Origin of the sequence: Nocardia sp. CC213A (genome assembly GCF_030766805.1) — a bacterium.
GTDB lineage: Bacteria > Actinomycetota > Actinomycetes > Mycobacteriales > Mycobacteriaceae > Nocardia > Nocardia otitidiscaviarum.
On sequence record NZ_JASFXA010000034.1, the window covers coordinates 35,551 to 48,544 of the forward strand.

Below are 12,994 nucleotides of genomic sequence, written 5' to 3' on the forward strand. Positions count from 1 at the left end.
GCCACGGTTTGTGATCGGAGTCTCATGACACGCATGGTGGAGGGTTCGACGACTCGCCGCGCTTCTGGGTTACAACAGAAGAGACGGCAAATGCGTGGTTAATGAGCGTTGCGTGAGCAATGAGCGTTCGGGGAGTGCCGACCGAAGGGCGAGCACGTGCGACGACAAGCGATCCACCGCCTGATCCGGGCCGTTGCGGCCACCATGACCCTGCTGTGCGCCGGTGTGCTCTGGGCGGGCGCGGCCCACTCCGATACCGGAAGCGCCTCCGGTTCCGCCTCGGGCAGCGGCAGCGGCTCGGCCTCCGGCAGCGCGTCGGGTTCGGCGCAACTGCCGCTCGCCAGTCCCCGGGCCATGGTCGCGCTCGGCCTGGCCACCACCCAGACCGGTAAGCCCTATCGGTGGGGCGGCACCGGACCCGACGCCTGGGACTGTTCCGGGCTGGTGCAGTGGGCCTTCCGCAGCGTCGGCATCGACATGCCGCGCACCACGTGGCAGCAGGCCGAGGCCGGGCTGACCGTGCCCGTCGGCGCACTGCAGCCGGGGGATGTGATCGTGCTCAACGGCGACGCCTCGCACGTGGGCATCTACGCGGGGGCCGGGCAGGTCCTCAATGCGCACTCGCCCGGGGTTCCGGTCGGACTGACCCCGCTGTCCGACTTCGACATCTTCTCCGTGCGCCGGTTCTACTGATCGAGCGTCAGTCGCAGAGTCCGCGCAGCAGCGGGCCGTACTCCGGGTGGTTGAGCGCGGAGGCGAACTGGGCGACCAGGTAGTCGGCCGGATTGCCGGTGTCGTACCAGCGGCCGCGGATGACCTGGCCGTAGACCGGGGCGTCGGCGGCGAAGGTGTTGATGGCGTCGGTCAGGTACACCTCGCCGGTGCGGTGGGTGTACCAGTTGTCGACCTGGCGGCGCAGTTCCGCGATGATGCCGGGGGTGACCACGTAACCGCCGATGGCCGCGTAGGAGGAGGGCGCGTCCGCGGGCTTGGGCTTTTCCTTCAGGCCCGAGATGCGCATCAGGCCGTCGCTGTGCTCCTCCTCCACCACCGGCACACCGTAGCGCTGGGATTCGGCGGGGTCCATGGGCATGAGGGCCAGTACCGGTGCGTCGGTCTTCTCGTAGGCATCGATGAGCTGCTGGGCGCGCGGCACCTCGGCGACGAACACATCGTCGGGCCACAGCACCAGCATGGGCTCGTCACCCAGGGTGCGGGCGGCGTTCAGCACCGGGGTGCCGTTGCCATAGGGGCCGTGCTGGTCCAGGTAGGTGATATGGCCGAGGCGGCCGAGTTCGCCGACCTCCTCCACCGCATCGGCGTACGCCTGCTTGCCGTCGGCGCGCAACTGCGCCACCAGGGCGGGATTGGGCCGGAAGTGGTCCTGGATCAACGACTTTCCGGCGCTCACCACGATGGTGATATCGGTGATTCCCGAGGCGACCAGCTCGCGGACCGTGTGCTCGATCACCGGTTTGTCGCCGACCGGGAGCATCTCCTTCGGGATCGCCTTGGTGAGCGGCAGCAGGCGGGAGCCGATACCCGCGGCGGGGATCACGGCCTTGCGAATAGTCATGCCCCGATCATCACACATCCGCGGCGTCGTACCTGTCGGTAGCCGAGCGTAGATTCCTCGATGTGAACACCGCCGCCGAACCGACTGACGGGTACGTTGTGCCTGGTCAGCGGCCCGGGGCGGGATCGGGCAAATCACCCGCAGCACACCGTTCGGTCGGGTCTGACTCCCAGCAGACCGACAGCCACCTCCCAGTCGACGACGGGTCGAACGGTCGCCCGGATCCGCGGCCGGACGGGCCGAAGGGGCCGGGCGCGGTGCCGGAACGGTGCGACGCGGCGGCGGTGCCGCGAGACAGCGCGGCGCATCCGCCCATCGCGCACGCGCCTGCCGCGTCGAGCGTTGCTGCGTCGAGCGTTGCTGCGTCGAGCGTTGCTGCGTCGAGCGTTGCCGCGTCGAGCGTTGCCGCGTCGAGCGTTGCCGCGTCGAGCGTTGCTGCGTCGAGCGTTGCTGCGTCGAGCGTTGCCGCTCACACCGCTGCCGCGCATGTCCCTGCCGCACACAACTCGGCCGCTGGCCTCGAACCGACCCGGCGGGACCGAGGTCAACGGGCCCGCGCGACCCGGCGGTGGGTGCTGCATATCGATATGGACGCGTTCTTCGCCTCGGTGGAGCAGCTCACCCGGCCCACGCTGCGCGGACGGCCGGTGCTGGTCGGGGGCGTGGGCGGGCGCGGTGTGGTGGCCGGGGCCAGCTACGAGGCGCGGGTGTTCGGGGCGCGCTCGGCCATGCCCATGCATATGGCGCGCCGCCTGGTCGGGGTGAGCGCGGTGGTGGTGCCGCCGCGCGGGGCGGTGTACGCGGAGCTGAGCGGGCAGGTGTTCGACGTGCTGCGGGCGCGGATTCCGGTGCTGGAAACACTGTCCTTCGACGAGGCGTTCGGCGAACCCGCGGAACTGGCGGGGGCGACGCCGCAGCGGGTGCTGGAATTCTGTGAGCAGCTGCGGGAATCGGTGCGCGAGCGCACCGGCCTGGTCGCCTCGGTCGGCGCGGGCAGCGGCAAGCAGCTCGCCAAGATCGCCTCCGGACTCGCCAAACCCGATGGGGTGCGGGTGATCTCACCCGAGGAACAGGGGGACATGCTGGCCGCGCTGCCGGTGCGCAAACTCTGGGGAATCGGTCCGGTCGCCGAAAGTCGTTTGCGCACACTGGGAATCGAGACGGTGGGGGCGTTCGCGGCGCTGCCGGAGAGTGAGGCCGCCTCGATTCTGGGCGGCAGCGTGGGCGCGGCCCTGCACCGGCTGGCGCGCGGCATCGACGACCGGCCTGTCGCCGAACGCGCCGAGGCCAAACAGATCAGCGCCGAGACCACCTACGAATCCGACATCGTCAACCTCGCGCAGCTGCGCCCCGCCATCGAGGCCATGGCCGCCGCCGCGTACCGGCGGCTCACCGCCGACGGTCGGGCGGCCCGCACCGTGGTGCTGAAACTCAAGAAGTCCGATATGAGCATCGTGACCCGGTCCTCCACGCTGCCCTACGCCACCGAGGATCTGGCCACCCTCACCGCCGCCGCGCAGCGCTCGGCGCTGGATCCGGCCGAGCTGGGGCCGATTCGCCTGGTCGGCGTGGGTTTCGCGGGACTGTCGGAGATACGCCAGGAATCGCTGTTCCCGGAACTGGACCGGACCGTGGACACCGAATCGGTATCGGAGGAGCCGACTCTCGCGCTGGCCGCCGGGCCGGAGCCGGAGGTGCCGCCGCCCACCCGCTACTACACCACCCAGACCTGGTACCCCGGGGTGGATGTCGAACATCCGGAGTTCGGGCACGGCTGGGTGCAGGGCGCGGGCCACGGCGTGGTGACGGTGCGCTTCGAGACCCGCTCCACCGGACCCGGCCCCGCCCGCACCTTCGCCGCCGAGGACCCCGACCTGCGCCGCGCCGACCCGCTCGGCAGCCTGCGCTGACGGCGTCGGCCGAGGTCGGCGCCCCGCTCACGACGGCGCGGCGGCGCGGCGAATCGACTGTGCGCCTGGCGATAGCCTCGCCGAACTCTGTGGGTTCATTCTGAAATTGCTCCGCACCGGGTTCGAGGAGTTATTTCCGGCCACAGCACTGTTAGCCTGGTGCCTCGTGCAGCGCCGCCGGTCGGGTTATGGGCGGCTGTCACATGGACGAACGGACCTACTCGAACGCAAAGGACGAGCAGTTGAAGCTTCAGAAGACCGGACGTATCGCGGTCGCCACGCTGGCAGTCGTGACCGCACTCGGACTGTCGGCGTGTGGCAGTGGTGACAAGGAGAACGAGGGCACCAAGACCACGACCAAGACCACCACCTCGCAGGTGCAGACGCAGGCGCAGTCCGATCTGCCGCCGGTGCCGACCGTGGCCGACCTCAACGCGGAACTGCAGCGCGGCCTCGACCCGAACGTGCCGAACGAGGAGAAGCTCGAGCTGCTCCAGGGCATCAGCGCCGATCCGCAGCTGCCCACCCGCCTGGTCGAGGCGGTGCAGCAGAACAACGCCACCATCACCGTCACCGGTGTGACCGATCTGGGCAACGGCACCATCACCGCCGACGCCCAGGTGGCGCTCGCGGGCGGCGAGCCGCAGCAGGCGGTCGTGCCGTTCGTCGCCGAGGACGGCAAGTGGAAGGTCCAGAAGGAGTGGATCTGCAACATGATCCAGCTGGCCAACCAGACCTCCCCGGCCTGCGTCTGACGCGCTGACGGCGAAGGGGCCCGGGTCCGCGAAGGGACGCCGGGCCTTTTCTTTCGCTAACATCGCCCTCCGTGACCGATGTGATGGAGCGAGCGGACTCCGATGCCGCCGACAGTACGGAGCCGGGTTCCACCGATCGCAGGGGCGGCTGGGCCCGCCCCGTCGCTCTCCTGGCGGGACTCCTCGCGGTGCTGTCCGCGGTGGCCGTGCCGCTGCTCCCGGTCACCGTCGACGCGGCCACCCTCAGCTGGCCGCAGGGCGACTCCACGCGCGGCGTGGAGGCCCCGCTGGTCTCCTACGCCCCGGTCAGCTTCGACGCCGAGATCCCGTGTGCGGCTGTGGCACAGCTCGTTCCGGACGGCGGGACGCTGGTGGCGACCACACCGAACGGTGCGCCGGACCGGTGGCGGTACGGCTTCCTGGCATGGGTGAGCGCGGCGAGCACCGCCGAGGACGGCACCACCACACCGGCCCGGCTGGAGGCGGTGCTGCGGGATCAGCGACTGGTCAGCGTGCCCGTCGACGAACTCGGCGCGGACTGTGCCCTGGTCGTGCACGCCGGGATGGAACGGACCACGGCCACCCTCACCGGTACCACGGTCGCGCCGGTCACCCTGGACGGCGACTTCCGGCCCCAGCTGGTCGGCATCTACAGCGATCTCGCCACCGCGGCCGGGACCAGCGTCACCGCCCAGGTCGACAGCCGCTTCTCCTCCACCCCCACCGTGCTCAAGCGGGTGGCGATCTGGACCGCCCTGCTGGGGACGGTCGTGGCGCTGTTCGCGCTGTACCGCCTCGACCGGCGCGACGGGCGCTCGCGACGACGCTTCCTGCCGCGGCGGTGGTGGACCTTCTCCCTGGTCGACGGGGCGGTGCTGGGCGCGCTGGTGCTCTGGCATTTCATCGGGGCCACCACGGCGGACGACGGCTACCTGTTCGGTATGGGCCGCGCCGCCATCCCGTCGGGCTATATGGCCAACTACTTCGCCTACTTCGGGGTCCCCGAGAACCCGGTGGGCCTATACCACTCACTGTTCGGTTACCTGGCCTTGATCTCACCGGCCAGCCCGTGGGTGCGGCTGCCCGCGCTGCTGGCGGGCATCATCTCCTGGCTGGTGATCAGTCGCGAGGTCATTCCGCGTCTGGGCGTGCGCATTTCGCGCAACCGGGTGGCGGTGTGGACCGGCGGTCTGGGCTTCCTGGCCGTCTGGCTGCCCTACAACAACGGGCTGCGGCCCGAGGCGGCCGTGGCGGTATCGCTGCTGCTCACCTGGGTGTCGGTGGAGCGCGCCGTCGCGACGCGGCGGCTGCTGCCCTACGCGGTGGCGGCGCTCATCGGGGCGTTCGCCTGCACGGCCGGACCCTCGGGCGTGATCTGCGTCGCTCCGCTGCTGGCCGGTATCAGGCCGATGTGGCGGGCGCTCGACGCGCGGGCGCGTGAGCTGAGCGAACCCGTCGCCCCGGGTGCCGGGTTCGCGACCACACTGTGGACGCGCATCGGCTCCTATCTGAGCCTGATCGCGCCGGTGGCGGCGGCCGGAACCGTGGTGCTGGCGGCGGCCTTCGCCGACCAGACCGCGGCGGCGATGCTGGAAATGCGGCACGTGCACGAACTCGTCGGCCCGAATGTCCAGTGGTACGACGAATATCTGCGCTACCAGTACCTGTTCATGCCCACCATCGACGGCTCGGTGGCCCGGCGCTTCGGCATGTTCATGTTCTGGGCGGGACTGCTGGTGTGTGCCTTCGTGTTGCTGCGTCGGGGCGGCCGGATTCCGTTCACGGCCGCCGGTCCGGTGCGCCGTCTGCTCGGCACCAGCGTCGGCGTCATCCTGCTCATGATGGTCACGCCCACCAAGTGGACTCACCACAACGGTGTCTACGCCGGGATCGCCGGTGCGGTGGCCGTGGTGATCGCGGTGGCCGTCGGTCCGCGCGTGCTGCGCTCGCCCCGCAATCGCGCCCTGTTCGCGGCTATCGTGGCCTTCCTGCTGGCCATCACGTTCTCCAGCATGAACGGCTGGTGGTACGTCTCCAACTGGGGCATCCCCTGGAACGACAAGTCCGTGGTGCTGGCCGGTGTCGGCGTCAACAAGCTGTTCCTGCTGCTGGCCCTGCTGCTGCTCGCGCTCGCCGGATGGTTTCACGTCCGTGCGCCGGAACCCGGTGCCTCGCACCGCATCTCCCGCCCCGTGTGGCGGCTGGTGGCGCTGCCGCCGCTGACGGTGGTGGCCGCCTTCATGGTGCTTTTCGAGGTGGGATCGCTGGCCAAGGGTGCGGTCGCGCAGTACCCGGGATTCTCCCTGGCGAAGTCGAATGTCAATGCCGTGCTGGGCAAGCCGTGCGGTATCGCCGAGGAGGTGCTGGTCGAAACCGACCCCAATGCGGGCATGCTGGCACCGCTGGCCGGTGACGCGTTCGCTACCTTCGCCGCCGACGCGGTCGGCTTCGCCCCGAACGGGGTGGCGACGGATCTGAAGGCCGACGACGAGGTCGACACCAGCGCCATCGTGAGCGCGCTGGACAGTGCGGAACAGGACGACGCGTCCGGAACCACTTCGGCCGCACTGCCGTTCGGCCTCGACCCGGCCACCACGCCGGTGCTGGGCAGCTACGGCACGACCGAGCCGATCGCGAGCCTGACCACCGGCTGGTACCGGCTGCCGGAGGCGAGTGAGCGCACCGGCCTCATCGCGGTCACGGCGGCGGGTCGGATCCGCTCGGTCGACGCGTCCGGCATCGTCACGCCCGGACAGTCGGTCGAGATCGCCTACGGCGTCGCCGATGCGGCGGGCGGGGTGCGGGAGGTGGGCCGGGTCGCGCCGATCGATATCGGTCCCGCGCCGACCTGGCGCAATCTGCGCTTCCCGTTCACCGATATCCCGGCCGAGGCCACCGCGATCCGTCTGATCGCCTCCGATCGGGACGACAACTGGAAACAGTGGGTGGCGCTGACCCCGCCGCGCGTCCCGCAGACGCGCACCCTGCAGCAGGTCGTCGGCTCCGACGCCCCGGTGCTGCTGGACTGGGCGGTGGGCCTGCAGGTTCCGTGCCAGCGGCCCTACGAACATCACAACGGCATCGCCGAGACCCCGCAGTGGCGCATTCTGCCCGACCGCGGTGGCGCCAAGGATACGAACCGCTGGCAGAGCCACGACAGCGGCGGCCCGCTGGGCTGGAGTTCGCTGCTGCTGCGCCCGCAGACCATGGCCACCTACCTGAACCACTCGTGGCGCACGGACTGGGGTGAGCTGCAGCGCTTCACCCGCATCGACGACTCGGCGATTCCGGCGCGGCCGATCGTCACCCCGGAGAACCACTCCGGGCTGTGGAGTCCGGGCCCCATCGACGTGCTGGGCTGGCGCTGACGGTCGACCCGCACCCGTTGCCTCGTCGCGACGGGTGCGGTGGCACAGCGGTGGTCAGCCCAGTTGGGCCATCCGCTTCTCCATCTCCTCCGGGCTGACCTCCTCGACATGGGTGGACACCGTCCAGCGGTGGCCCCACGGATCCTCGAAGGCGGCGGTGCGGTCGCCGTAGAACTGGGTTTCGGGTGCCTGGAGTTCCCGGGCTCCGGCCGCCAGGGCGGCGGCGTGCGCGGCATCGGCGTCCTCGACGTAGGTGTAGAGGTTGACCGGGGTGCCGCCCACCGCCTTGGGATCGCGGAAGCCCATCTCCGGGGCCGGATCACCGACCATGACGACGGAATCGCCGAACAGCAGTTCGCAGTGGGCGATCTTGCCGTCGGGACCCGGCATGCGGAAGCGCTCGGCCGCCCCGAACACCCGCTTGTAGAAGTCGATGGCCTGGGCCGCGCCGTCGATGGCGAGAGCCGGGGAGACCACCGGGTAGCCCTCGGGAATGGGTGTGACATCGGACATCGGAATACCTCCGATCGATGGTGGGTGTGACAGCCCGACTGTAGGCCGGGGCACCGACAGAAAAGCATCGACGGATGCGGTGCCGCGCCGGGTGCGCCAGCGTATCGGGGTGATGGCCTTCCCGCGGAGTGTCAAGGCGGCTTGTCCGGCCGGGGCGTCCGGTCGGGTTGTCCGGTCCATCCGGGAGGTCAGGGACCCGCGATCCCCCGCAGGGCGTTCACCTGGGCGGCGGTCAGTTCACCGAGCCGCCGCGGATCGGGCTCCTCGGGACCGCTCAGGGCCACCTGCACCACGGTGGTGCCGACCAGGGTCACGCTGACCGCGGAGTACAGGGTGAGTCCTTCGCTGGTGGTCTCGACCCGGAAGGCGGTGGAGGCGTCCCCGGCCGTCGGCTGGTCCAGCCCTCCCACCCGGAAGCGCACGACGGTGTCCTCGGCATCGGCGGCGGAATACCGCACGCACTCCCGAAGCAGTGCTTGTGCTTCCGAAAATGCTTGCGCCGCAGCACTGTTCGAGTAGGCGGCGGCATCGACGTCGATACTCGTGAAATTCGGTCCGCCGAAGGACGCCGCCGCGCGTGACACCGCGCCCGGCGTCTGATCGGCAATGGGTGCGAGCACTTTCGCGCACTGCGGGGGATCGGTGTCGCCGAACGCCGCGCTCTCGTCCGGTTCCGGATCGGGCAGGGCGGCGAAACCGGCGGGCAGCCGGTCGATGCCGAGCAGGTCGGCGCGCAGGGCGGCCGCGTCGGGAACGGGCGCGTCGGCCGGTATCGAGGGCGGCGGCACCATCGGTCCCAGCGTCGGCGGCGCGGGTTCGGAATCGTCCGAGCCGCACGCGGATACGGCCAGTCCCGCGACGACCGCGGCCAGGGCCGCCGTCACGGTCCGTCCGCTCATTCGCCCCACTGCACTTCGGTGCTCAGCGTCTGCCGCAGCGTCACCGAGCTGCGCGGATCCTTGTAGGTCTGGTTGCCGCCCACCGTGATCGCGCCCGATACCGGCAGCGGCTTGGTCAGATCCACGGTGATCACGCCCGACCCGTGCATGAGGTAGTCGACGATCTCGAGGGTTCCGGCATTGTTGGGCAGTTCCCACTCCGACACCTTCGGCGTCTGGGTGACCTCGAGCGCGATGGTGAGCAGATCGCCCTCCCGATCGGTGAGGGTCGCGGTGGTCACCTGGTCGAGCGGCACACTGCCCGACACCCGCTGGCGCACCGTCCACACCGCGCCGACGCCCACCGGGGTGCGCGGGAAGGCGATGGACTGGTATACCGCCTGGTAGAACGCCTGCTCCAGGGCGGCGCGGGCCGGATCGGAGGTGGCGGTGTTGGGGGTCAGCCGCAATGCGGTGATGGCCCCGTACTCGCTCATCTCCAGGCCCGCACGCGAACCGTCGGCGGGCCGCAGCGCCTTGGCCAGCACCGGGTCGCTGGAGGTGACATTGCCGAGCACCAGCTCGCAGCCCTGCTCATCGGTCAGCGCGGTGAGCGGAATGGTGACCGCCGGCGGGGAGAAGTCGCGCACCGCCTGGTCGTTGATCTGCTGCTCGATGTGGTGGTCGGTGCGCAGCGTCACCTCCTGGGTGGTGCCGGTCGGGAGGCTGCGCGACAGCATGCCGCGCGGGCTCTCCCCGGCATCGAGGACGGTGGTCACCACCGCCGCGATGGGCACCGTGACCTCCTTGCCGATCCCGGCCGGTTCCGCACCCTCGACATCGACGGTGGCCTCCGAACGATTGCTGCATCCGACGCCGAACGCCGAGAAGGCGACGGCGATCACCACCAGCAGCACGCTGGGGCGGGCGGATCGGATCGCGGACCGCGGTCGGCCGGAGTCTCCGGCGCAGGGTGCGGTGGCGGTCGCCGAGCAAGTGGGAGAAGACAACACCGTCACGTCGAACAGGGTACGGCGCGATCCTGATAATCAGCTGGGTTGTCAGGGGGCGGGTCCCCCACCTGGTTCTCAGGCGGCGCTCGGGTGTGCGACCCGGTGAGCGACGAGGCGGCAATCGGCATAGGGGATGATGGCAGGCGTGAGTATCGACCGGCCGCGCGACACCGGCGCAGACCAATCCCCACCGCCACCCGGCGGCTCCGCCGTGGGCGAGCACACGCCCGACACCCCTGCCGATACGGAGAACGCGCCGTCGAGGGGTGGTTCCGGGGTGTCCGGCGCAGGGGCGGAGCGCGGGGCGGCCGGGGCCGGAGCGGCGCGCGAGAAGGGCTCGGGCACGGCGGCGGGTTCGGGTGTTGCGGTGGGTTCGGACGCCGCTGTGGGTTCGGACGCCGCTGTGGGTTCGGACGCCGCTGTGGGTTCTGACGCTGTGGCGGGCTCGGGTGCCGAGACACACGCGGACGCCGCCACGGGCACGGATTTCGCGACGGGGTCGATTGCCGAAGCAACCTCGGACTCGGCAGATTCGGACACCGCAGCAGATTCGGACACCGCTGCAGGCTCGAATACCACGGCAGGCGCGGATGGCGCTGTTGGTTCGGGCGGCGCTGTCGGTTCGGATGCCGCAGCCGGCGCTGTTGGTCCGGATGATGCGGCGACCGCGGGTCGGCCGCTGCGGTTGCGGACGCTGTTGATCATCGCCGCCGTCCTGCTCGGCCTGGACCTGCTGACGAAGGTCGTCGCCGTGGCGACGCTGACGCCCGGCGAGCCCGTCTACCTCATCGGCGATTGGTTGCGGTTCAGCCTGGTGCGCAATCCGGGCGCGGCCTTCTCCATGGCGACCAGCATGACCTGGCTGCTGACCCTGGTCGCGGCGGCCGTGGTGATCGGCGTCATCCGCATCGGCCGCACGCTGCGGTCGCTGTGGTGGGCGATCGGGCTCGGCATGGTGCTCGGCGGGGCGCTGGGCAATCTCATCGATCGGCTGTTCCGCGCGCCCGGACCGTTGCAGGGGCATGTGGTGGACTACCTGGCCGTCGGCTGGTGGCCGGTCTTCAATGTCGCCGACTCCGCCATCGTGTGCGGTGCGATTCTGCTGGTGGTGCTGACCGTTTTCGGGTTCGAGCCGGACGGCACCCGCGCGCACCGGCAGTCGGCCGAGGAGAACACCGAGGAGAAGACGGTATGAGGGAGACCCGCAGCATGCCCGTGCCCGACGGGCTCGACGGTATGCGCGTCGACGCCGGGCTGTCGCGGCTGCTGGGGCTGTCGCGCACGGCGGTGGCGGCGCTGGCCGAGGACGGCTCGGTGCAGCTCGACGGGGTGGCGGCCGGGAAGTCCGACCGGTTGACGGCCGGGGCCTGGCTCGAGGTCGAGTTCCCGGAGCCCAAGCGGGAACTCACCGTGGAGGCCACCCCGGTGGAGGGGATGAAGATCCTCTACGCCGATGACGACATCGTGGCGGTGGACAAGCCGGTGGGCGTGGCCGCGCACACCGGGGTGGGCTGGTCCGGGCCGACCGTGGTGGGCGGGCTGGCCGCCATGGGCTACCGCATCTCGACCTCCGGGGCGCACGAACGTCAGGGCATCGTGCACCGGCTCGACGTCGGCACCTCCGGGGTGATGGTGGTGGCGCAGTCCGAGCACGCCTACACCCAGCTCAAGCGCGCGTTCAAGTACCGCACCGTGGACAAGCGCTATCACGCGCTGGTGCAGGGCCATCCGGACCCCTCCAGCGGCACCATCGACGCGCCGATCGGGCGGGCGCGCGGCAACGACTGGAAGTTCGCGGTGACCGCCGACGGTCGTCCGAGCGTCACCCACTACGACACCATCGAGGCGTTCCAGGCCGCCAGCCTGCTCGACATCCACCTGGAAACCGGTCGCACCCACCAGATTCGCGTGCACTTCTCGGCCATCCGGCATCCCTGCTGCGGTGACCTCACCTACGGTGCGGATCCCCGCCTGGCCGAGCGCCTCGGCCTGGAACGCCAATGGCTGCACGCCCGCCAGCTCGGCTTCAACCATCCGGCCGACGGCCGCTGGATCGAGATCACCAGCGAATACCCCGCCGATCTCGAACACGCCCTGGATGGGCTGCGCAATGCGTAGTCCGGCCGCGAACCGATGACCGCCCGACCCGCGCGCGACGACGGCACCGATCACGACGGCGCAGGCGACAGCTGTGAGTCCGGTGACCGTGATGTCGGTGGCTCCGACGACGCGGGTCCCGTCGGTGTCGGCCCCGTCGCGGGTGACCGCCCGCCGCACGCGGGCGGCCGCTCCGCGGGTGGCAGCCGCGAGGGTCGGGCCGGTCGCTGCGATGCCGGTGCGAGCGGCGAAGGTAAGGGGTACCGCATCGGCGCTGGCCGTGAAAGTGCCGGTGTCGCAGCCGAAGGCGGCGGCGTCGAAGGCGACAGCGGTGTGAGCGAGGACCGTGTGGGCGACAGCCGGGTGAACGGTGGCCGGGTGGGCGACAGCCGGGTGAACGGTGGCCGGGTGGGCGACAGCCGGGTGAACGGTGGCCGGGTGGGCGACAGCCGGGTGAACGGTGGCCGGGTGGGTGACAGCCGGGTGAGCGGTGCTTCGGCGTCGGGAACGGAGGCGCTGCGAGGTGCGCGCGGTGGGTTCGGGCTGGGCGCTCCGGTTGTGCGCGGGGCCGGAATCGTGGTCGGCGGTGTGGTTCTCGTGGTGCTGCTGCTGGTGCTGGGGTGGGCGCAGCCGCCGGTGCGGTCGGTGGTGACCACCGACCGTCTGGGACCCGATCATGGCGAGCGGGTGTCGGATTACCTGGATCGCGCCCGAGAGTCGCTGCGCGGCAACGACTCCGATCAGCACTGGGCGCTGCTCTCGTTCGCCGCACCCGTCACCGCCGACCGGATTCCCGCCTACACCGACGGCCTGCGCATCGCACAGGTGCTGCTGCACGTCGACATCCCGCGCGTATACACCCCGGTCACCACCATCACGGTGCC

10 protein-coding genes and 1 pseudogene are annotated in these 12,994 nt (G+C 70.7%); 7 read left to right on the forward strand and 4 right to left on the reverse strand.

What is annotated here, in order from left to right; genetic code table 11:
* The first annotated feature begins 204 nt into the window (after positions 1–204).
* Positions 205–693 (forward strand): C40 family peptidase, encoded by a 489-nt coding sequence (locus tag QJS31_RS36200; protein WP_195144504.1) that lies wholly within the window; start codon positions 205–207, stop codon positions 691–693.
* A 7-nt stretch (positions 694–700) separates the two neighbouring features.
* Here the strand turns inward: QJS31_RS36200 and QJS31_RS36205 are convergent, their stop codons facing one another.
* Positions 701–1,576 carry a UTP--glucose-1-phosphate uridylyltransferase gene (locus QJS31_RS36205; RefSeq protein WP_282785423.1) on the reverse strand — a complete coding sequence of 292 codons (876 nt, stop codon included), beginning with the start codon at positions 1,574–1,576 and terminating at the stop codon, positions 701–703.
* Positions 1,577–2,163: 587 nt separating this feature from the next.
* Between QJS31_RS36205 and QJS31_RS36210 the strand changes: the two genes are divergently transcribed.
* The 3 genes from QJS31_RS36210 to QJS31_RS36220 all read left to right on the forward strand — a co-directional run bounded on the left by QJS31_RS36210 (position 2,164) and on the right by QJS31_RS36220 (position 7,609).
* Positions 2,164–3,486 carry a DNA polymerase IV gene (locus QJS31_RS36210; RefSeq protein WP_372341695.1) on the forward strand — a complete coding sequence of 441 codons (1,323 nt, stop codon included), beginning with the start codon at positions 2,164–2,166 and terminating at the stop codon, positions 3,484–3,486.
* Between the two features lie 242 nt (positions 3,487–3,728).
* Positions 3,729–4,241 (forward strand): hypothetical protein, encoded by a 513-nt coding sequence (locus tag QJS31_RS36215; RefSeq protein WP_282783995.1) that lies wholly within the window; start codon positions 3,729–3,731, stop codon positions 4,239–4,241.
* Between the two features lie 83 nt (positions 4,242–4,324).
* Positions 4,325–7,609, forward strand: a complete 3,285-nt coding sequence (locus QJS31_RS36220) for an arabinosyltransferase domain-containing protein (protein ID WP_372341696.1) — start codon at positions 4,325–4,327, stop codon at positions 7,607–7,609.
* A 54-nt stretch (positions 7,610–7,663) separates the two neighbouring features.
* Here the strand turns inward: QJS31_RS36220 and QJS31_RS36225 are convergent, their stop codons facing one another.
* The 3 genes from QJS31_RS36225 to QJS31_RS36235 all read right to left on the reverse strand — a co-directional run bounded on the left by QJS31_RS36225 (position 7,664) and on the right by QJS31_RS36235 (position 10,019).
* The gene (locus QJS31_RS36225; RefSeq protein ID WP_282783999.1) at positions 7,664–8,122 is read right to left on the reverse strand and encodes a VOC family protein; all 459 of its coding nucleotides are present in this window, start codon (positions 8,120–8,122) and stop codon (positions 7,664–7,666) included.
* A gap of 188 nt (positions 8,123–8,310) precedes the next feature.
* Entirely contained in the window at positions 8,311–9,021 is a 711-nt protein-coding gene (locus QJS31_RS36230) for a hypothetical protein (RefSeq protein ID WP_282784001.1), read from the reverse strand.
* Positions 9,018–10,019, reverse strand: coding sequence for a hypothetical protein (locus QJS31_RS36235; RefSeq protein ID WP_306358913.1), 1,002 nt, complete (start codon positions 10,017–10,019; stop codon positions 9,018–9,020). Before QJS31_RS36235 ends, QJS31_RS36230 begins: the two co-directional genes overlap by 4 nt.
* Positions 10,020–10,515: 496 nt before the next feature.
* On the opposite strand from QJS31_RS36235, the gene lspA reads away from it, so the two are divergent.
* The 3 genes and pseudogenes from lspA to QJS31_RS36250 all read left to right on the forward strand — a co-directional run.
* Entirely contained in the window at positions 10,516–11,208 is a 693-nt protein-coding gene (gene lspA / locus QJS31_RS36240) for a signal peptidase II (protein WP_306358914.1), read from the forward strand.
* Positions 11,205–12,131, forward strand: a complete 927-nt coding sequence (locus tag QJS31_RS36245; RefSeq protein WP_282784005.1) for an RluA family pseudouridine synthase — start codon at positions 11,205–11,207, stop codon at positions 12,129–12,131. Before lspA ends, QJS31_RS36245 begins: the two co-directional genes overlap by 4 nt.
* A 15-nt stretch (positions 12,132–12,146) precedes the next feature.
* Positions 12,147–12,994 (forward strand): annotated as a pseudogene (locus tag QJS31_RS36250) (hypothetical protein); the annotation flags it as partial.

Bases quoted from the DNA above. Each gene is read 5' to 3' on its own strand.
- QJS31_RS36200 (WP_195144504.1), top strand. From the start codon at position 205: ATGACCCTGCTGTGCGCCGGTGTGCTCTGGGCGGGCGCGGCCCACTCC.
- QJS31_RS36205 (WP_282785423.1), bottom strand. From the start codon at position 1,576: ATGACTATTCGCAAGGCCGTGATCCCCGCCGCGGGTATCGGCTCCCGC.
- QJS31_RS36210 (WP_372341695.1), top strand. From the start codon at position 2,164: ATGGACGCGTTCTTCGCCTCGGTGGAGCAGCTCACCCGGCCCACGCTG.
- QJS31_RS36220 (WP_372341696.1), top strand. From the start codon at position 4,325: ATGGAGCGAGCGGACTCCGATGCCGCCGACAGTACGGAGCCGGGTTCC.
- QJS31_RS36225 (WP_282783999.1), bottom strand. From the start codon at position 8,122: ATGTCCGATGTCACACCCATTCCCGAGGGCTACCCGGTGGTCTCCCCG.
- QJS31_RS36230 (WP_282784001.1), bottom strand. From the start codon at position 9,021: ATGAGCGGACGGACCGTGACGGCGGCCCTGGCCGCGGTCGTCGCGGGA.
- QJS31_RS36245 (WP_282784005.1), top strand. From the start codon at position 11,205: ATGAGGGAGACCCGCAGCATGCCCGTGCCCGACGGGCTCGACGGTATG.